The sequence below is a fragment of the Lysobacter sp. ESA13C genome (genome assembly GCF_019970005.1).
Lineage (GTDB): Bacteria > Pseudomonadota > Gammaproteobacteria > Xanthomonadales > Xanthomonadaceae > Lysobacter > Lysobacter antibioticus_B.
Genome location: NZ_JAHXYK010000009.1, coordinates 20,479 through 38,684, shown reverse-complemented (window position 1 = coordinate 38,684; position 18,206 = coordinate 20,479). Strand labels below are relative to the sequence as shown.

General features: G+C 63.7%; 18 protein-coding genes. 2 read left to right on the top strand and 16 right to left on the bottom strand.

Features of this window, described 5'->3' with window-relative positions; genetic code table 11:
* Positions 1-76 precede the first annotated feature (76 nt).
* The 4 genes from LC490_RS17610 to LC490_RS17595 form a co-directional block, all read right to left on the bottom strand.
* Positions 77-1,537, bottom strand: a complete 1,461-nt coding sequence (locus tag LC490_RS17610) for a serine hydrolase domain-containing protein (RefSeq protein ID WP_223621044.1) — start codon at positions 1,535-1,537, stop codon at positions 77-79.
* Between the two features lie 130 nt (positions 1,538-1,667).
* Complete coding sequence (locus LC490_RS17605) at positions 1,668-2,423, bottom strand: LytTR family DNA-binding domain-containing protein (RefSeq protein ID WP_223621043.1); 756 nt, start codon at positions 2,421-2,423, stop codon at positions 1,668-1,670.
* Positions 2,420-3,538, bottom strand: coding sequence for a histidine kinase (locus LC490_RS17600; protein WP_223621042.1), 1,119 nt, complete (start codon positions 3,536-3,538; stop codon positions 2,420-2,422). The genes LC490_RS17605 and LC490_RS17600 overlap by 4 nt, the downstream gene beginning before the upstream one ends.
* Before the next feature lie 144 nt (positions 3,539-3,682).
* Positions 3,683-4,072: a hypothetical protein gene (locus LC490_RS17595; protein WP_031372437.1), complete on the bottom strand. Its 390-nt coding sequence runs from the start codon at positions 4,070-4,072 to the stop codon at positions 3,683-3,685.
* Positions 4,073-4,895: 823 nt separating this feature from the next.
* Here LC490_RS17595 and LC490_RS17590 point away from each other — a divergent pair.
* Positions 4,896-5,114 carry a hypothetical protein gene (locus LC490_RS17590; RefSeq protein WP_223621041.1) on the top strand — a complete coding sequence of 73 codons (219 nt, stop codon included), beginning with the start codon at positions 4,896-4,898 and terminating at the stop codon, positions 5,112-5,114.
* Positions 5,115-5,212: 98 nt separating this feature from the next.
* Here LC490_RS17590 and LC490_RS17585 read toward each other — a convergent pair whose 3' ends face one another.
* The 9 genes from LC490_RS17585 to LC490_RS17545 form a co-directional block, all read right to left on the bottom strand.
* Positions 5,213-5,371, bottom strand: a complete 159-nt coding sequence (locus tag LC490_RS17585) for a hypothetical protein (protein WP_223621040.1) — start codon at positions 5,369-5,371, stop codon at positions 5,213-5,215.
* 66 nt (positions 5,372-5,437) lie between these two features.
* The gene (locus LC490_RS17580) at positions 5,438-5,605 is read right to left on the bottom strand and encodes a hypothetical protein (RefSeq protein WP_223621039.1); all 168 of its coding nucleotides are present in this window, start codon (positions 5,603-5,605) and stop codon (positions 5,438-5,440) included.
* A 397-nt stretch (positions 5,606-6,002) separates the two neighbouring features.
* Positions 6,003-7,196, bottom strand: coding sequence for a zonular occludens toxin domain-containing protein (locus tag LC490_RS17575; protein ID WP_223621038.1), 1,194 nt, complete (start codon positions 7,194-7,196; stop codon positions 6,003-6,005).
* Between the two features lie 8 nt (positions 7,197-7,204).
* A complete protein-coding gene (locus tag LC490_RS17570; protein WP_223621037.1) occupies positions 7,205-7,513 on the bottom strand; it encodes a DUF2523 family protein in 309 nt (102 codons plus the stop codon).
* Positions 7,513-8,835: a hypothetical protein gene (locus LC490_RS17565; RefSeq protein WP_223621036.1), complete on the bottom strand. Its 1,323-nt coding sequence runs from the start codon at positions 8,833-8,835 to the stop codon at positions 7,513-7,515. The genes LC490_RS17570 and LC490_RS17565 overlap by 1 nt, the downstream gene beginning before the upstream one ends.
* A 146-nt stretch (positions 8,836-8,981) precedes the next feature.
* A complete protein-coding gene (locus LC490_RS17560) occupies positions 8,982-9,206 on the bottom strand; it encodes a hypothetical protein (protein ID WP_223621035.1) in 225 nt (74 codons plus the stop codon).
* Positions 9,203-9,406, bottom strand: coding sequence for a hypothetical protein (locus LC490_RS17555; protein ID WP_223621034.1), 204 nt, complete (start codon positions 9,404-9,406; stop codon positions 9,203-9,205). Before LC490_RS17555 ends, LC490_RS17560 begins: the two co-directional genes overlap by 4 nt.
* A 5-nt stretch (positions 9,407-9,411) precedes the next feature.
* Complete coding sequence (locus LC490_RS17550) at positions 9,412-9,672, bottom strand: G5P family DNA-binding protein (RefSeq protein WP_223621033.1); 261 nt, start codon at positions 9,670-9,672, stop codon at positions 9,412-9,414.
* A 2-nt stretch (positions 9,673-9,674) separates the two neighbouring features.
* Complete coding sequence (locus tag LC490_RS17545; RefSeq protein ID WP_223621032.1) at positions 9,675-10,826, bottom strand: replication initiation factor domain-containing protein; 1,152 nt, start codon at positions 10,824-10,826, stop codon at positions 9,675-9,677.
* A gap of 398 nt (positions 10,827-11,224) precedes the next feature.
* Between LC490_RS17545 and LC490_RS17540 the strand changes: the two genes are divergently transcribed.
* Positions 11,225-11,647 (top strand): helix-turn-helix transcriptional regulator, encoded by a 423-nt coding sequence (locus LC490_RS17540; protein ID WP_223621031.1) that lies wholly within the window; start codon positions 11,225-11,227, stop codon positions 11,645-11,647.
* A 68-nt stretch (positions 11,648-11,715) separates the two neighbouring features.
* Here LC490_RS17540 and LC490_RS17535 read toward each other — a convergent pair whose 3' ends face one another.
* Genes LC490_RS17535 through LC490_RS17525 form a run of 3 tightly spaced genes read right to left on the bottom strand, consistent with a single transcriptional unit; the run spans position 11,716 to position 18,205 of the window.
* The gene (locus tag LC490_RS17535; RefSeq protein ID WP_223621030.1) at positions 11,716-16,155 is read right to left on the bottom strand and encodes a TIR domain-containing protein; all 4,440 of its coding nucleotides are present in this window, start codon (positions 16,153-16,155) and stop codon (positions 11,716-11,718) included.
* An 11-nt stretch (positions 16,156-16,166) separates the two neighbouring features.
* Complete coding sequence (locus tag LC490_RS17530) at positions 16,167-16,499, bottom strand: toll/interleukin-1 receptor domain-containing protein (RefSeq protein WP_223621029.1); 333 nt, start codon at positions 16,497-16,499, stop codon at positions 16,167-16,169.
* 20 nt (positions 16,500-16,519) lie between these two features.
* Positions 16,520-18,205, bottom strand: a complete 1,686-nt coding sequence (locus LC490_RS17525) for a serine protease (RefSeq protein ID WP_223621028.1) — start codon at positions 18,203-18,205, stop codon at positions 16,520-16,522.
* Position 18,206 lies beyond the last annotated feature (1 nt).

Below are 18,206 nucleotides of genomic sequence, written 5' to 3'. Positions count from 1 at the left end.
GGCCGGTCCGATGCGCGATGACGGCCAGGCTGGCCGTCATCGTCGTATGCGCGAACCTCCGCTTCCCGCGGCCGTGTCAGAGCATCAACTCCAGACTGAGTTCGTCGCTGAAACGCGCCGACCAAGCGCCTGTCGCCTTGGCACGCAAGTCGTACAGCCCGGTCGGTGCGACCAGGGCGGCGCGGGCCAGTTGGCCGTCGCGGTCGAGCGCGATCACTTGCAGTTCGCGAGTGGGCCAGGCTTCGGCCGCGTCGAAGTAGCCGCCGAGCGAATTGGCGGCGCTGAGTTGGCCGATGCAACGGCCGTCGACGAGACGGAAGCTGAGCTCGCCGTCGAAGCGGCGTTCGCCGAGGCTGCCGCGATAGCGCGTCGCCGCGAGCGGGCAGGGCCGGGGCAGCAGGCCCTGCGGCCGAGGCCGGTGCGGTGCCGCCAGCATCATCGCGGTCTTGTCGATCGCCGAAACCCACTGGGCGTTCGACAAGACGCCGGCGGCGAGATCCTGCTGCGGCCACAGCACCAGCGCGCTGCGTGCGCCGTCAGTGGTGCCGGCGTGATGGGCGATGCCTGCGCCGTCCTCGTCTTTGCCGATGCGCCAGCCCAGGCCGAGGCCGTAGTCGCGTTCGCGCACCGGTTGGCCGTTGGCGTAGCGGGTCGGCTGCAACATCGCCTGCCACGTCTTCGGCGAGACGATGCGGCCTTGCAGCAGGCGCCCGCCGAACCGCACCAGCGCCTCGGGCGTGCCGGCCATGCCGCCGCCGGGCCAGGTGTAGCTGAAATCGTTTGGCGGGGCAGGGCGCGGCGCGCCGTCGCCGATCTTATACAGGCGCGACACGTTCTTGCCGAGCCCGTCGGTATCGGCCTGGATGGCCAGGCCCGGGATGATCTGTTCGGCGAGATAGTCCAGGTAATGTTGGCCGGATAGGGCTTCGATCACCGCACCGATCAAGGTATAGCCCCAGGACGAGTATCGGTAGGTCGTGCCTGGCACCGACAACAGCTTGCGATCGGCGAAGATGCCGACCGCGTCGCGGCCGGTCGCGTAGTGACGCTGGCCGGCGTTTCTGTCTCCGAGCTGGTAATGCGGCATGCCCGAGATATGCGCCGACAGCTGCCGCACGCTGATCGGCGACCAGTCGTTGCGCAGCCACGGCAACATTCCCGAGACCGGTGCATCCAGATCGAGCCGGCCCTGTTCGGCGAGCTTCGCCGCGGCGGTGATCGCCAACGGCTTGGACACGCTGGCCAGACGGAACACGGTATCGCGCTCGACCGGCAACTTCGCGGCGATGTCGCGCAGGCCGCTGCAGCCGGTCCACACGACCTCGCCGTCGCGCCACACTGCCGCTCCCATGCCCGGCACGCCGTTGGTGGCGCGCAGCGCATCGAGCATCAGTTGCGAGGTCTTGGCCGCGGGCGAGTTCGATCCGGCGGCGCAGCTGTCGGCCGCGAGCGCGGTATGCCAGGGCGCGATGGCCAGGCTCAGCGCCAGCGAAGCGTGCAGGTGGGAGGCTAAGCGGAGTGTTCGAGTACGCGACATGCGACGGTGCTCCTGGGGCGGTGACGCTACTCTAGTCGCGAGATTCGGGCCCGGATCGGCTACTGCGGTCAGTCGTGCACGGCCTGCGCCGAGTCGGTGGGGAACGGTGCCGCGGCGCATCCCGGTGCGTCTACGAACGAGCGCCTTGCAGCCGCGCCAGCAGCGTGTCGATATACGTGCGGCTGACCCGCAACGGGGTGCCGTCGTGCAGACGCAGCATGGCATCGCGATTGGTCTGAGCCTGCAGTTCGGCGATACGATCCACGCGCACGATGGTCGAACGGTGGATGCGTACGAAGTAGGCTGGGTCGAGGCGGGTGGCGAGATGATGCAAGGACTCGCGCAAGAGGTACACGCGACCGTCGGCATGCAGACTGGCGTAATCGCCATCGGCTTCGATCCAATCGATGTCGGCGGTGGCCACGAACAACGAACGCCGCCCGACCCGTGCCGAAAAACGCGTCGGACAAGCGGGTTCCGGGACGATGCCGCCCGGCGTTTGCGCCGCGGTGCCGCCGGCATGCCAGGCGAGCAAGCGCCTTGCGCGGTCGAGCGCTTCGGCGAAGCGCAGCTCGTCGATCGGCTTGAGCAGGTAATCCACCGCGTTGAGCGCGAAGGCCTGCACCGCGAAACTGTCGTGTGCGGTCAACAGGATCGCCAACGGCCGGCACGTCGACGGCAGCGCGGCCAACACTTCCAGGCCGGTCATGCCGGGCATCTGCACGTCGATGAACACCAGATCGGGCCTGCGCTGTTCGAGCCCGGCCAGCGCCGAGGGGCCATCGGCGTATTCGCCCTCCACCACGACATCGGTGCAACTGGCCAGCCGCGCGATCACGCCGCTGCGCGCCAGGGGTTCGTCGTCGACCACCGCCACGCGCATCATGCGGCAGGCCCCGCATGCAGCCGCAACGGAAAGGACAGGTCCACCCGATAACGCCCATCGGCGCCGATGCCCGCGCTCAATTGATGATCGCCGGGATACAGGTTGGCCAGCCGGGCGCTGATGTTGCCCAGGCCCACCGGCTCTGCCCGCGCGACGCAGTCGTCGTCGCGGCCACGGCTTTGCTCCGCGCACAGATCGTTGCTCACCTGCACGCGCAGCCGTCCAGCCTCGTCGCTGATCTGGATGTCGAGTCGGCCCGGCGCGGTGCGTGCGGCGATGCCGTGGCGGATGGCGTTCTCAACCAGAGGCTGCAACAACAGATAGGGCACCTGCGCCGTCAGCAGGCCGGGGCCGAGCTCCCACTTCACCAGCAGGCGCGCACCCAGGCGTGCCTTCTCGATATCCAGATAGGCCTCGGTGATGGCGACTTCATCGGCCAGGCCGACTTCATGTCCGTGCGCACCGTCGAGCGTGGCGCGCAGGAAATCGCCCAGGCAGGCCAACATCTGCTGTGCTTCGCGATTGCGTCCCTCGGCCACGAGAGCGGAGATGGCGTTGAGGGTATTGAAGAGGAAATGCGGCTGTAGTTGATAACGCAGCGCGCGCAGCTCGGCGTCGCGGATCAGGGCCTGCGACTGCAGATGGCGCGCTTGGGCCTGCTGCAACTCCGCGTAATACACCGCCACCGCATGGATGGCGCAGTACGCGATCAAGGCCAGCCAAGCGCCTTCCAGACCGCGGAAGATCAACCACCAGTTGAAGCCGTCGAGCGTGGCTCCCTTGCTCCAGGCGATCATCACCACGCTCAGGGCCTTGGTCGCGACCACCATCGCATAGCTCGCCGGCAGCAACACCGCGGCCATGGCCCAGCCGGCCACACCGCGACGCCACAGACCGCGTTGCAGCGCCGTCAGCGGCAGCATCCACAGCGCCAGCGCGAACAGGTACAGCGTGCGCGATGCCGTCGCCGCGCCATGGTCCAGCAAGGGCACTGCCATCAACAGCAGCCCCAGCCCCAAGGGCAGGCCGGCCAACAACGGCAGCCAGAACGGCGGTTCGCTGCGGGGCAGGGGGCTTGAGTGTGGCTTGGGACGAGCTTCGGTCGACGCGGTCATGGTCCTGGGGCACGAAGGGTCGGCCCGATTGCATCCGATCCGGCCGCGTTTGGCCAGCCCGTCAGCGCGGGCGTGCGCCGAACCGGTGGCTGGATGCGCTATGGCGGTGTCCGGCCTTAGGAATACGAGGACTCGCGCACTGGCTCAGCAGTCGCCGGCCGAGGACCAGGTGTTTCCCTTGCGAACGACCAGTTCGCCGTTGATGCAGCGCAGTGAGCTTTTTTCTTGCGGTTGTGCGCTGCGTTCGGCCAAAAGCTCGGTTTCCAACTGCAGCACCCGGTCGCGCAGGCTGTCGCGCTCGGCAAGGGCTTCTTCCATTCGCAGTTGTATCTGCTGCTGTTGGGCGATGGCCCGGTCGGCCGCTTCGTTGCGTTTCTTGTCGTCCGCGGCGGTCTGTTGCTTGCCGATCTGGAAGGCTGCCGCGCCCGCGGCGGCAACGATCCCGGTGAAGATCAGGATGGCGAGCCCGGGGCTGATCCAGCCCCAGGGGCTTCGATCCTCGTCTTTCCTGACGGTGCGTGTGTTCTCGTCCATGACGCTTCCCCCTGGGTAGGCAAGCAGGATAGCCGGTCGTAAAGGAGAAGGACGCCCATCGAGCCTGCACCTGGAACTGTTATCGCAACGATCGGCGCGAGGACTGCCGAGCGTCCGCCACGCACTGGCGCGACCTGGATACGTGGCACAGGTTTCCGCCGGGCCTGTTCGTTGCGGATTCTTGGTCGTATCGTGGAGCGACCAAACGGCGCAGGGGGCGCTATGCACGCAAGGATCGCGGTTGGGTTATTTCTTGTACTCGTAGCGGGCCCGGTGGCCGCCCAGAACATCCATAAGTGCGTTCGCGGCAAGGAGATCAGCTATCAATCCGAGCCGTGCGAGGCTGACCAAGCGCACCTGAAGACTTGGGGCACCTGGGCCACTTCCAGCGACGCCTATGGCCGAGTGCGAAATCCGCCTCAGCCTCGGATAGATCCCGACTATTTGCCGCGCCTGGCCAGGCGTGCGCGACAAGGCGCCGGTCCTGGGACCGTTATAGGCCCCAGTACCGGAAGCTACAGTGCTTGCGCGGAGACGAAGCGTTTACGCGACCAGTACCTCGAGTCGGAGCAAGGTCGGAACACCGGCTACGACGGCCGCAGGGCATGGAACGATCGCGTGTATGACGCCTGCAAATGACGTTGCCAGGGAAGCTGAGCTCAGCCGGCAGCCGGATGCCAGCTGTTCTATAACATAATAGGCATTATGCGAAGTGTGCGTAGGAAGCGGGACGCGTACCGACGTCTGGCGAAGCGGAACCTGCGTGCCCTTCTAAGCACACTGCGATCTATGGCTCACTGGTGCGCCGCAAGGACGCAGGCAAATGAGTCGACCGCCGTGCTGGTCTGAAGGATCGCCATGCCCCAACAACTGCGCCGCGCAGCAGTACCGCCGCACGGTTTACAACGAAACCCCGTTGTTCGGCCCCTGGACCGGATGGCGCATGGCCGGGCAGCGGCTGATCGCACCCACCCGCGAATGGATCGCACCGCACCAGCTGGACCGCTGGCTCTATCGGCATCAGCGGATGTTTGAGCGGTAGCTACTCGAGCTGGCAGATCCGTCGATCGCTGCTACTCAAAATTGCTCGCTCAGATCCGAACAGACAAAAACGAAGGCCCCCAATTGGGGGCCTTTTCGTTACGCGTCACTCTCCGGTTTCGATCTGAGATTCTCAACCTCAAGCAACCACCCGAGCTGCTCAATCAGGCGCTCGCGGCGTCGAGCACGATACCAAGCCGGAAAGGCCGCGATGAGAACCCCCGCGACGAACACATATGCAAGCAGCATCCAGTCCATGTCGATCTCCAAAGCCGTTATCGGGGGCGGGGTGACCTGGGCGGCCCCCTGCCCGGTTGACCCAACCTAGTCCTCGTCCGAGGCAGGCGCAGGTGCAGGTGAGGCGTTCTGCTGGAAATCCCCTTCGTCGGGGCTATATGCCTCGCGTACTTCGCGAATGATGTACTGAAAAACCGGCAGCAGGTAGAGAACCACACCAGCCAGCGCGCCGACTGCGATTGCATCATGGAACATGGCTCATCCTTTTAGTGACGCGTTACGGTTTAGGGCAACGGCGCAGAATTTCCGCCGCGAGTTCGTACATCAAGTTCGGCGCCTCTCCAGGCTCTGCCCGAGAAGCAACACGGCGCAGGTACTCGCAAAGCTGCGGCAACGTCGCACTGCTCAGGTCATCGAGCATCCTATCCTCGCGTTGACTGCGACGCGCACGATAGCAATAGGCCCGCTCAGCGGGCGTCAATGGCTTTCCGGATGGCCGATACGTCGGTCGACCGCGTTTGCGCGGCAAGGGAAGCTCAATCGTTCCTGGGTCCTGAAGGTCTTTCATTGGGCGCTCCTTGGGTACGATGCATATTATCGTGACGCGTCACTAATGTCTAATGGCTTTGTGTTATAAGTGACGCGTCACTATTTAGTTCCCGCTGGCTGCTGCAGTTGCCGCGGCACCGATACCAATGTCCCCATACCGCGCGACCTGGTCAGCGGCCAGGACAGTGCCGGCGAGGACCCTGGCCGGAGCCACCTTGCCCTCGCCCCCTGCCCGCGCTGGAGCGGCCGTAGGGGCCTCCTGGCGGCGCTCCCTACCCGCTTGGTCCTGTGGCCCGCCTGGGCGCTGGAACGGGTTGTACGGGGCTCCCCAGCGCGCCACGTTCTCGCAGGTAGCTTTAGCCACCTCGGGCTCCCCGCCGATCAGGAACCGCGTGCCCTGCTCCGTGATGCAGCTGCAAGCCTCTTTGCCGTCCTGGCCCGACGACATGCAGTAGACCTTCGGATCGGCCAGCGCCGGACGGTTGACGAATGCCGGCGCTGACCAGGGCAGCCCGTCGACCAGCGGCCGGTAGTGCTTTCCGTAGTCGGCAGCGCTTCGTATGGTGACTCGCGGCTGGCCAGCGCCAGAAGTGGCGGCGTCGGCTGCGGCGACGCCGGAGGCGTCGCCTTCCGCCGACTCATGCCCCTTGGCTAGGGACGTGTCGCGATACACCGTGTACCAAGCGATGCCGCTCATCAGTATCACGGCCGGAATGATCATCAAGGCCTTCTTCACCAACGCCGGCATTTGGTATTTCACCGTGTGGATCTCCGCCGACTTGTAGCAAGCGAAGTACTTTGTGGGGAACGACCAGTTTTCATAGTCGTACAGCTTCTTGATGCGCGGCAGCGCGGCACGCACTTCCTCGATGACTTGGTTGTTGCGAAAGATAAAGCTTGCTTCCTTGCCGTTCCTGCGCAACAGGTGTTCGTGGTAGCCGATCAAGCCGCGCAAATGCGTATCGAGATAGCTCGGCTGCTGCGTCGCGAGCACGATGCGAATGCCGAGGTGCCGGATGCGATTCATGATCACGGCTTCCGGGGGCTCGCCACCGCGACGCGCGGGAAAAAAATCCTGGGCTTCGTCGACGAACAGAATCGCGCCCGTAGGCAGATCGCGCCAGTTCGTCGCATCAGGCCACGGCGTGGTGCCCTTGATCGAGAGCTCAGGAATATTCGCGTAGTAAACGTGCTCGCCCTTTTCAACGAGCATGCTGATTGCCTGCGCAAGACGCAGACTCTTACCGCTTCCGGGAAGGCCGGTCAGCGCGGAAATTGATGCGGTATCACCCAGCATGGCCGACCTCAGCTCTGATTGTCACGACGAATGAAAATGCGTTCCGCACCCTTGATGCCGTACGCACTGAGGATGATCGACGCGCCGGTGTCGATGCCGAAGGCGTGCACCCAATTGGCTACACCGAGCGGGATCGCCTGCCATGCATCCTGCGCGTACTGAATCAACGGGTCGTAGATCACCGCTTGCGCGACAAAGCCCAGTCCCACGGCAGACAGGATGCGTCCCAGCCAGATCGCGCCTTTGAGCTGAACCAGCTTGTGAAAGCCCTCGGCAGCGGCCGCGATGATGTTGCTCGGTAGATCGAGAAAGGCCATCAGATATTCCTCCCGACGACGAACGCAGCAACGATCGTGCACACCGCGATAATCAGGAAGCGGATCTGTGCGATCGCGTCATAGAAGCTCTCGGGGACCGTCCACTCTTGGCCCTCGATCTGCACAGATGGAAAGAGCGCGCCAGCGCCGCCAATGGAAATCAAGTCGCGGTTGAGCGTCGGACCGGAGCCGGGGTTCTTCCAGAAATTTTCAAGCACGCCATCGTCGCTGAGACTGGTGCCGGCGACGTCGTCGAAACCCTTGTTCGCCTTGTCTCCCGCGCAGCGTTGTTTGTGCTGCTCACCGAGGATCGCGCCGAGGATCGCATCGCCGGACGTCGTCCAACCGCTGCCACACGCACCACCAGACGCTGTGCTGGGCTCGGGGCCCTCACCCTCGCCGTCGGTACCGCCGGGGATGCCGGGATTCTCTGAGCCATCGCCAGGAAGTTCGCTTCCCGGAGTCGTGTTCGGCGTGCCGGCGTTGCCGCTCATGCTGATCGAATTGCTGTTGTTGTTCGAGATGTTGTTAATCGTCCCGCTGCCGCTGGGCTTCCAATCCTCTCCAGGCCGAGGCGTTGGCGGCGTCGGAGGTGTCGGCGAAGGCGTGGGCGGTCCTACCTTGATGTTCTCAGTGCGATTCGGGTTGGTCGCATTGAAACCGTCTGACGCGGGTCCGCAGTAAGTGCGTCCAGTCCCCGCACTGGTAACGCAAATTTTTCCGTCATCGCGAGTGCAAAACGTATGACCACCCAACGTTTCGCTGCATACGCCACGCTTGTCCGGTGGCTTCTTCGCAGGCGTCTCCGGCGACTTGCAGCTTTGCCCGGTGGGAACCTGCATCCCCTTGCCTGCAAGAATGCTGTCCTTGCCGGCCGTGTCCAGTCGTTTACGAATGCTGTAGTCAAGGCGGTACTCGCAGCCGTTGGCACAGACAAAACCGTCCTTGACCGTCGTGTCGTACAGTTCGCCCGCATACATAGGCTGCCGCGCCGTGCAAGCGTCTTCAAAATAGAAATGCGAGTAGACAGGGGCGGGCTTTGGCGCGGTGAAAAAATCCGTTGCAAGTCGCGAGCACGAATAGCCCTGACCCGCGCCCGTGCCCTTGCAGTAGTAGTGCATCGGCGCGGCAGTCACCCGCTCGCACACGTACGTGTATTTAGAAATGATCTTCTGGCCGCTGGCTTCGCATGCCGAGCGTGCCGAACCTTCATCTTTGAAGTAGCACAACGAGTCGGAACAGGTGTTTGTGTATTCAGCCGACGCGGGAAAGGCACTGCCGAGAAGTAGCGCGAGGGCAAGGATGCATCTCGTCCAGTTCATATCAATGACCCCAGCCGGTCGAACAAACGTGCGCTGCCAGGAACCACCACACCAGCATCACTAGACCTTCCATGACGTTCTCCAAAAAAAAAGGCCGGGCGGATGGTGGCCGCCCGGCGTGAGGTAAGCACCGGTTGTGCGAAGACTTACTTGCCGCCGATGAGACCCATGGCGCGCAGCGTCCAGCGACCGAGCGCGAACGCACCGAGGATCAGCACGCCCACGGCGGTGTACGCGACGACCTTGGTCACGATCTCGGTACCGTCGAAATCGGCCGCCATGGCGAACGGCGACAGCGCGAGCAGGACGGCGGCGAGCTGCATCTTGTGGAAGGTGGAGACCTGCGACTGGGTGTTGTCGATGATGTTCATTCGTTATCCCTTGGGGGTTGGGTCAGTGATTTGATTACTGCGAGGGTCAGCAGGCTCACGAAAATCGCCGCACCCACCGTATTCGCCTGCTCGACGGTGGGCATGGCTTCGAGCCACGGGCTCGTTTGCTCGACCCAGGCCTCAACGTCGCACTGCTGTGCGGTCTCGTTCCAAGTCACGCAGGTGAGAACCCGTGCCATGACGGTTAGGCCTTCGCCGGTTCGAGAACCATGTCGCGCTGGAGCTGGACGGAGCCGAAGTCGGAGACCTTCAGCGCAGCCTCAGCGTCGTAGTTGTAGCGACCAACCTTGTACGGCGGCTGGTCTTTGCGGAGCGGCAACTTGCAGTTGTTACGCATCTGCGAGGTTTCGATAACGGCGCTTTGCTCGCGGATTTCCCACGGCTTGCCGTTCTTTTCGCCGCGCTTGGTTTCGATCTTTTCCGAGGTGACAGTGACAGTGGCCATTTTTAGTTTTCCAGGTCAGGTAGCAGTTGAGTTCGGAGGTGTGCAGAGAGGTCGCCGCTAAAGCTCTTGAATCGTCCGGGGCGACCGGTCCGGATGATTTTCGTGACGAGAAACGAAATGAAGTCTTCGCCCAGGGCTTCAGCCAGGACGCCAAGTCCTGTGCCTGCCTGGGTATTGAGAAAGCGCACAACCGCTTTTGCGCTTGCGTTGACGAGTTGGTCTTTCAGTTCTAGCCGTTCGACCTCGCCAATCACGTAGTTGATGAGCAGGCGGTACGCACCACCGAAATAGCGGCCAGGGTTGCGCAGAACATCGGTCGTCAACTCGTAGCGCTTCGAGTAGAGGCGCAGCTCACAGCGCGTGTGTTGCGATTCCGGATCGCCGAGCTGCTTGCCCTTTTCGTAGACGTTGAGCTGCTTGTGACCCTTTTGACCGACGTACATCGAGCAGCCTTTTTGGCTGCCGCAGTCATCGATGAAACGGCCCTCTGGGGGCCTGCCGTTATTGGTGAACTCACCGGCTTCGTGCAGCTCTTTGAACATGCGGACGCTGAACATTTCGCCGGTCAGATCATCGACCGCGATATCGACGCGAGACAGCTTGCCGTCGAGCATGTCGACCACGTCAGCAACAGCGCGCCAGTTGGCGACGTGCTGACACCCCTGCCCTGTCAGCGAGATTTGAACCTTGCCATCGTCTGAGAGGCCGATCTTTCCGCAAATGGTTGCGGTGTCGTCGATGAGCGTGCAGCTGCGTTCGTAGAAGTTGAAAGGACGATCCGTGATGGGTCCAACAGCGATAGCTCCCGCCGTGAAGACGGAGCGGAACATCTCGGCCGGGTGCATCTTGCGGAAGAACTTGCGAGCTTTTTCGCTATCCAGGACGACCGTCGCGAAATCGATAATCGGGGCCGTGAGGGATGACTTTTGGCCCGTGTTACTGCTCGGGCCAACTCCCGCGATCAAGTCGCGGGCCGGGAGGCGATTGCACGCCTCGACCGGTGAAAAGGTGCCGTCAGCCGGCATAGGGAGCCCCCAGGCGGTCAGCCTCAGCAGCGCAGGCGAGCCAGATGCCCAGCCATTCGCGGCAAACAGCTCGGGTGGGGTCGAAGAGGTCGACCTGGTCGCCTGGACGGGGCCGGCTACAGGCAGCATGGGCAGCGCTGTAGCGCTCCCAGGCGGTGTGCTCGAGCTCGAGCGCAAGGGCTATTTCGTGACGCATCACAGAAACCTCCCCTGCCGGCGACGACGCAGGGAACGGCGGCGGCGTTCAGCGCGCCACTGGTAGTAGAGGTTGGAAGCGAGGTCGACCAGGGACCTAGTGCAGAGGCCAGCGATGCAGCTGGCGACCATTGCGAAGACGAACGCTTGGGCGAGTTGGTCGCCGATCTGCTGCTGTGTGCCGCTGTCCATGCCTACCCCCGTAGTGGGCGGGGACGGCAGCCCTTGGGGGGAGGGCTGGGCCCCGTCCCCGCCGGCGCCCTAGTCCTCTCAGATGAGGACTAGGTGGAAGTATGCTTGGATGAGTACCAAAGTCAACTCTGGTGAGGACTATGAAGACCATTGCCGACCTGATCGACCACGCCCGCGCCCGTAGCGGCATCGCTACCGATAGCGCCATGGGTGTTCGCCTGGGGAAGTCCAAGCAAACGATGTCGCAGTGGCGGTCAGGGGTGCGGAACCCGGAAGACGATGACGTAGTGCGGCTTTGCCGGATCGCAGGCGAAGAGCCGGCCGAGTGGCTTCTGATTGCCCAGGTAGCCCGCACTACCGGTGCGGCTCACGACGCTTGGCTCGCCCTGGCGCGTAAATTCGGGGCGGCGGCGTCGGTTGCGTTGATGGTCTGCGTGCTGTCGTTGGTCGCCCTACCCGCTTCGGCTCACGGTGGCGGCTCGGTCGTCGGGTTCGGCTTACCTGAACAAGCAGTGGTTATAGGCATTATGCGAAGTAGTGGGTCGGGGTGTGGCCGCGGCTGAGCTGTCGGTGAGCTGCGTTCCAATCGCATGCGGATCCGTTCGGCGCTCGGCCGTACAGGCAATCGGATTCAGCCCCTGTCGAGCTCCTGGAATGACCGCGGACGCCACCCGGCCTTCAGGCGCGCGATCCAGCGCTTGCGCTGCGCAACCACGTCGGGGCGGTCGCCCGCCCGCACATAGGCCTCGAAATCACTGATGGCCCCGGCCGTATCGCCGGCGAGCACACGCGCAACCCCGCGACTGTCGCGCGCCATCCAGTTGGCCGTATCGCTCGACACCGCGGCGTTGCATATGGCCATGACCCGCTTCGCGTAACCGCGCTTCACCGCGGCCCAGCAAAGCCCATTGGCCGAGAACGAATCGACCTTGACGGTCGCATCCAGCGAACGCCCCTTCTCGAACAGCTCGATGGCGCCCGGAAATTCTCCGCTTCTATAGGCCTGCTCCAGCCAATAGGTCGCCACGCGCTTGGCGGCTTCAGCTTCGGGATCGATCCCGCGCTTCTCGTCGAGGACCATCGCCGCGCGGTAGCCAGCAATGGCACCCTGCAGGTCGCCGCCATCAGCCAGCTTGCCGGCTTCGGCGATGAGCACGTCCGCACGCACGCTGCCCGCGGTTTCTTCCGGCGTTCGCCATAATGCCTTCGAATCGAGCTGCTCGGCGCGTTCGAAGCGCGCGATCGCCTCTTCCATGTGCCCCTGCCTCGCAAATTCCTCCCCCTCTTGCACGAGGATGGGGGCATAGATCTTGCTCGCTTGCTTGCCAGGGTCGATGTCGAGGCCGGGATCGAGGACCAGTGCCTCACGATACTTTGCAGTCGCCCCGTCGAGCTCGCCTATGGAGGCTTGTGCGTCCGCTTGGACGACGAGCTTACCCGCCTTCTTGACGCGCTCGATTTCCTGCGCCGGATCGAAGCTGGTACCAGGGTCGATTTGGCGAACTCTACCGAGCTCCGCGAGCGCGGTGTCCGATCGTCCGTCGCGTACCAGATCCCGACCGCGCTCGAGCACGCCGGCGATGCCGATACGCCTCGCTTCCGCCGCCGGCTCGAACGGCAGCTCGGGAACCAATGCCTTCGCCCGCGTCAACAGCCGTACTGCATTATCGAGATGGCCGCGCTTCGCATCGCGGCGTGCATGCGCGAGATAACCCGGCCCAAGGCCCCACTCGGGGCACGTAAAGCGATACTCGAGCTCGCCGAGATACTTCTCCCATTCCTCGACATCTAGATTGCGCCCGCTCGCCTCGCAAGCAAGGCGAATCAGCTCCCCGCCGTCGAGACGCCACACTCTGCCCTCTCCCGGGAGGAGCGCGGCAAGCCAGCGATCGTCGGGGGAGAATTTCAGCGCATAGAGCCCGGCGCGATCCTCTTCCCTCCCCGGCCATGCCAACGGAAACTCCTTCCCCACGGCATCGAGCGCCGCCATCCTCAGCAACTGCACGTTGCCGGCGCGATCGGCAAGCGCGAGCCACTGCCCATCGTGACTGACCGTGATGATCGACAGCGGCACGCGTAGCGCTATAGCCTTTTCCGGCTGGTCGCCGGAGGCCAGGTTCCACACGCGAAGCCATCCATCTTCGCTTGCGGTGATAAGGCGCTGCTCGCCAGGCACCAGCGCCAACGTCGTGATGGTGTCGATATGGCCCTGCAGGATGCGCGGCTCGGCCTTGGCATCCCTCATCGACCATACCCGGATGCTGCCGTCCATCCCGGCCGTGACGACAGCTTCGCCGTCGGCAATAAAGGCGCCCCATATGAATCCCGTGTGACCTTTGAGCGCACGCACGGATACGGGCTTGGAGAGCGCCACGACGCTCGCTGCGCCACTGTCGGTCGCGACCAGGAGGCTGCCATCGTCGGGACTGAACTCGAGGGACGTCACCCAGTCTTCCTGTCCTGCCAGCGTCAGCGGCTCGGCCGCCAGGTTCGAGACATCCCATACGGCAACCGCGCCGAACGCGCCACCTGCGGCCAATCGCTGACCGGAGTGACTGAACGTCAGCACGGATACGCTTGAGGCGGCTCCCTCCGCGCTCGGTATGCGCAGTGTCGCCATGGGCTTGTCGTGCTCGCCGTTGCGCCAGAGCCGTATCGTGAGGTCCTTGTCGCCCGCCGCGACGAGCTTGCCGTCGGGACTGAAGGCAACCGCGGAAACGCCGTCTTCGTGCACTGGGATCGTTACCGGAGCACGATTCGGCCGCGCTAGCGTCACGATCGCGAGAGCACCGCCCTGGCGCGGCATGGCGACGCGCGCGGCATCGCGGTCGAAGGCCAGCATCTGCTGGAGGCCACCGAAGGGTTGACCCGAACGGCTACTGGAGCTTGAGCCGGACGTCATCCGCTGCTCGAGCTCAGCGTCGTCTTCGACGTCGCTCACTCGCAATGGATCAAGGCTCGGGTTCGTCAGCATCCAGAGCCGCGCTTCGCTCGACCAATCGCCGATGACGACGGCGTGACCGTCGGCACTCATCACGAGCTTGTTGCCTTTCGCACCGAGATAGCGGCGCGCGTCCGATGACTCGAAATCGGACGTCAGATCCCACACCCACAGCTCCTGGGCATCCGTCAACGCCGCGAGTCGGCGACCGCGCGCCGAATAACCGACGGCATGAATCGGTGCGTTCACTCGCTCTTCGGCCTTTGCCTCCGCGGATGCTTCAACATTCCATAGCGACATGATGTAGTCCGGCGGTTGTCCGCCCGCCACGCGCGTGGTGACGAAATGGCGTCCATCGCCGCCAAGCGCTGCGAGGCTTTCAGGAATACGCCGCTCGATCTGCGCGCCGGTCGGACTTAGCTTCCAAACCAGCGTCTCGCCGCCGCCGGCCGCGATGAGGTGATCGCCCGTCATGAATGCCGACGAGGGCGCATCGAACGACAACGCGGCTCCGGGAGCAGTTTCGCCCGGCGTGCTGGCCATCGCGACGGCCCGCGGTGCGTCGTCGCCAAGACTCCAGAGCACATGGGGTGCCGACTGCGTGGCGACCACGAGCCAACGGTCGTCCGCGCTGAAGACCGGAGCGGTTGCAATGACGCCCGTCAGCAGCTTATGCGGGGCAGCATCGATGGCCTTCCTGTCCCACAAGAGCACCGTCTCATCCCATCCGGAGGTAACGATCCAGCGACCGGTCGATCCGAACGCCGCGGTTGCAATGCCGCGCATCTCACCGTCGACTGACTTCGCGGCGTGACCACGCAGGAGAGTCGGCGGCGCGGTCAGGTCGGCGACCTCATGCAAGGCGAGATCTGGGCTGTCATCGACTAGCAACAATGCAGTGCCGTCGTGACTGAACTCGAGATGGCGAATACGACCCACGCGAGGCGTCAGCCAGCGTGGCTTTCCCCGTCGAGGCTCCTGCACGTCGACTACCGCAAACCGATCACGATCTTTGGTGATGAGGGCGAGCCGATGCTGCGGTCCGAATATCGCTGCCGACAGCCGGCCTCCCTCCGAACCGGACGCTTTGTCGTTCGGCAGCGCCGGCAGCGTTAGCTCGCGAGACTTGCTTTCAGAAGCCCTGAGATCCCAGACGGTCACTTTGCCGTCGTCGTCGTAACGCGCAAGCCAGCGTCCGTCGGCGCTAAAACTCAGCCCACGCGTGTCGATGCCGAGCCGCGTGCCGCCGGCCTCCGCCAAGACACGCCGCAGCGCAAGCTCCGCATCGTCGGTCAACGTGCCGTCAACATCGTGTGTGGCACGCGCCGCTTCCACGGCGAGTAGAAGCGCCGTTTCCTTGTTTACCTCACGCTCGTCCTCGGATTGCATGGCCAGGGAGCGCGCGAAGCCGCGAACCGCGACATCGCGCTGTTCTTCGGCGCGTTTCATCTGGACCCAGGAGAACACCGCCGCGCCTGCGAGGCTCGCCATGACCACGCCCGTGATGGCGATCGCGATACGCCGTTCACGCCGCTGCCGCAAACGCTCACGCTCCTCAAGCTTGTTGCGGTCGATGCCGTAGATGTTCGCAAGCAGTGTGTACCATGCGCCAGCGAACGGCGCTTTGGCAGGTTTGTTGCTGGCTACGTCGAAGCCGCGATAGTCGGCGGCAAGGGGAATCGCATGCGCCTTGCAGAGTTGCGCAGGAAAGGCGCAACGTGGGTCGACGGCATCGGCTTCGTTGTTCGGTACGCCGTCGAGCAACAGCGAGATCACATCGGCGTTCTCGTGCGTTTCGAGAAACCACTCGATCTCCTGGTCGACGAAAGCGCTCTGGCGCGCGTTGGGCGAGCACACCACAAGGAGCCTCTTCGATCGCCGCAGGTTATCCCGGATAGAAACGCCGTACTCGGGTCCGGTCAGATCCTGGGCATCTCGAAAAACACGCAGGCGACGTCGTTCGAGCGGCAAGGAACTTGGCGGCTTGTAGGCCTCGAGCGCTCGTTCGAGCCGCGCGACGAACTGAATGTCTTTGCGGCTATAGGAGATGAACACGTCGTAGCGTTCGGCGAGCGACTCCTCAAGAGGTGCGGCGTTGGGCACGCTGGTCGATGTAGGCAAACGTTCCATCGTATCGACATCTAGAAAGGGCGGCCCATCTCACGCGGAAGCTCGCTCAGGTCGATCGGCTGAACGATGACGCCGAAGATGCGCTTGCCGAGCGAATTGGCGAGTAGGAATTCGGTCAGGCACCATCTGGAGGCGGCCGACGTCGGCGAAATCACGAAGATCAAGGCTCCGCAGCGATGCGCGGCCTGGGGCAGCCCCACTTGCCATCGCTCGCCCGCTATCAAGCCGCGGCGCGGGTCGAGATCGAGGAAGACGTCGCTCCAGCCGTTGACGGCGAGCCGGTCGCGCAACGCGAAAGCCTGCGCATTGTCGCTCGAGGAGTGGCTGATGAAGATGGGCGACACTCGCTGTCCTCACATCGGTTCTATTGGCTTGTCGCCGGCGAAGTTACAGATGCCCCACTCCGCACCGCATGAAACGCGATCCCTTCGTTGGCTTCATAACAGCCTTCTCCACGCAGGCGCGGCATCGACGCCGAGCCGCCGTGATGAACGCCGATCACCTCCCACTGCGAGTTGAAAACCGGACTTCCCGAGCTGCCGGGGTCCGTCGGCGTGCGGTAGTGAATGAGGCGACCATCGTCGTCGATATCCAGCAACAAACTGTCATGCAGCGATATCTGCAATCCACTCCCCAGCGGATGGCCCACGACGTAAGTTTTGGCCTTCTGGCTGACCAGTGGCAGCGCCCTCGCCGTTGCGAGCCCGGAAAACCCGGTCGTAGTTTCGGTGAGACGTACGATGGTCACGTCGAGACTATCCTGGCGCGCGCATCGCATGCCGAGGTTGCCGGGCGCCGAGGTGAACAACACCTCCGCTATACGGTGGAACACTGGCTGCGGTGCGGTAGCGCATTCCACTTCAAAAGTGACCAGGGCATCGCTCGGCGGGATCGCGCCGGCGACTTCCTCGCTGATGACGTGCGCGTTGGTAACGAACACCGGCTCGGCTCCCCACGCCGGATTGATCTCGGCGCCCGCCACCAGAAATCCGGTGCCCAGGCGTTCCATGCCACGCTTGGTCACGCAACCGATGGAGCTGCACGCGGAAACCATGCGTTGGAGCAAAGCGAGGCTGAAACCGGACTCGCCTGCGAAGTTCTTCTCCAACTCGGCCGGGCGCTTGGCGATCGCCTCGGTAATCGCCTGCACGCGGCCTGGCGAGATGGAAACCCTCGCTTCGGAGCGCAGCACATATCGCGCGATGATCGTTGCCAGCCTGTTTGCGCATTCCGGCCCCGTGCCGATCGCGCTGCCCTGCCATATTTCGCGAAGTTGCCGCTCGTAGCTTTCGACATGGAACGGCAGCGTGCGAGGATGGTGGAGGAAACGGTACAACCAGAATTCCGCCGACTCGCATTCGCCGAGAGCAAGGTAGGTTTCCGAAAGCGTGGAGCAAAGCCACGAGTCGCCGGGATCATTGGCATGGAGGGCGAGGAGACGTTCGCAAAGGACTTGCGCCATTTGCGTCGGCGATGCAGGGCGAGGCGGCAGTCCTTCCTTGAGCTCCCGGCTCATCAGCGCAATGGCGTTGATGGCCAGCCAGTAGGGCTTGTCCCGATGCGCATGAAACTGCTCAAGGTAGCGATCGGTGGCCTTGACCAGGCTGCCCTTGTTTGCGCGCGACACGAAGCGTTGCTTGTCGATGCGCCCCAGTAGGCCTTGGTATTCCACTATTTCGGACATGGCGTCCGCGGATGCTCCAGGCGCCTCGGCTGCGGATAGGGCCTCGTGCAAAAGCCGCTCGGCAGCATCGAGCCCGGAAAGATTAATCAGCGCCTGGGCCTGGTGTTTGGCGATGGTCGGATCCAAGCCGACGCACGCGTGCCAAGCCTCACCCAACCGTTGCGCATGATAGAAATGGCGGTACGCGTTGAGTGCACGCATCGCAAGCCTTACTTCGTCGACAGAACGGCGCTGTTGGCCGTTTCCAAATGAGGCGATAAGCAAGTCCACCGCCGCTGCGAGCTCCCATGGCGGGGCGGAGCCACAGTTTCCCTCCGCGAGGGAATTGGCGAGCTCTAGCATCGCATCGCCGTCCACCGCGCGCATG

Excerpts from the sequence above, each read along its gene's own strand:
- LC490_RS17610 (WP_223621044.1), bottom strand. The coding sequence starts at position 1,537 with ATGTCGCGTACTCGAACACTCCGCTTAGCCTCCCACCTGCACGCTTCG.
- LC490_RS17605 (WP_223621043.1), bottom strand. The coding sequence starts at position 2,423 with ATGATGCGCGTGGCGGTGGTCGACGACGAACCCCTGGCGCGCAGCGGC.
- LC490_RS17600 (WP_223621042.1), bottom strand. The coding sequence starts at position 3,538 with ATGACCGCGTCGACCGAAGCTCGTCCCAAGCCACACTCAAGCCCCCTG.
- LC490_RS17595 (WP_031372437.1), bottom strand. The coding sequence starts at position 4,072 with ATGGACGAGAACACACGCACCGTCAGGAAAGACGAGGATCGAAGCCCC.
- LC490_RS17590 (WP_223621041.1), top strand. The coding sequence starts at position 4,896 with ATGAGTCGACCGCCGTGCTGGTCTGAAGGATCGCCATGCCCCAACAAC.
- LC490_RS17585 (WP_223621040.1), bottom strand. The coding sequence starts at position 5,371 with ATGGACTGGATGCTGCTTGCATATGTGTTCGTCGCGGGGGTTCTCATC.
- LC490_RS17580 (WP_223621039.1), bottom strand. The coding sequence starts at position 5,605 with ATGTTCCATGATGCAATCGCAGTCGGCGCGCTGGCTGGTGTGGTTCTC.
- LC490_RS17575 (WP_223621038.1), bottom strand. The coding sequence starts at position 7,196 with ATGCTGGGTGATACCGCATCAATTTCCGCGCTGACCGGCCTTCCCGGA.
- LC490_RS17570 (WP_223621037.1), bottom strand. The coding sequence starts at position 7,513 with ATGGCCTTTCTCGATCTACCGAGCAACATCATCGCGGCCGCTGCCGAG.
- LC490_RS17565 (WP_223621036.1), bottom strand. The coding sequence starts at position 8,835 with ATGAACTGGACGAGATGCATCCTTGCCCTCGCGCTACTTCTCGGCAGT.
- LC490_RS17560 (WP_223621035.1), bottom strand. The coding sequence starts at position 9,206 with ATGAACATCATCGACAACACCCAGTCGCAGGTCTCCACCTTCCACAAG.
- LC490_RS17555 (WP_223621034.1), bottom strand. The coding sequence starts at position 9,406 with ATGGCACGGGTTCTCACCTGCGTGACTTGGAACGAGACCGCACAGCAG.
- LC490_RS17550 (WP_223621033.1), bottom strand. The coding sequence starts at position 9,672 with ATGGCCACTGTCACTGTCACCTCGGAAAAGATCGAAACCAAGCGCGGC.
- LC490_RS17545 (WP_223621032.1), bottom strand. The coding sequence starts at position 10,826 with ATGCTGCCTGTAGCCGGCCCCGTCCAGGCGACCAGGTCGACCTCTTCG.
- LC490_RS17540 (WP_223621031.1), top strand. The coding sequence starts at position 11,225 with ATGAAGACCATTGCCGACCTGATCGACCACGCCCGCGCCCGTAGCGGC.
- LC490_RS17535 (WP_223621030.1), bottom strand. The coding sequence starts at position 16,155 with ATGGAACGTTTGCCTACATCGACCAGCGTGCCCAACGCCGCACCTCTT.
- LC490_RS17525 (WP_223621028.1), bottom strand. The coding sequence starts at position 18,205 with ATGCGCGCGGTGGACGGCGATGCGATGCTAGAGCTCGCCAATTCCCTC.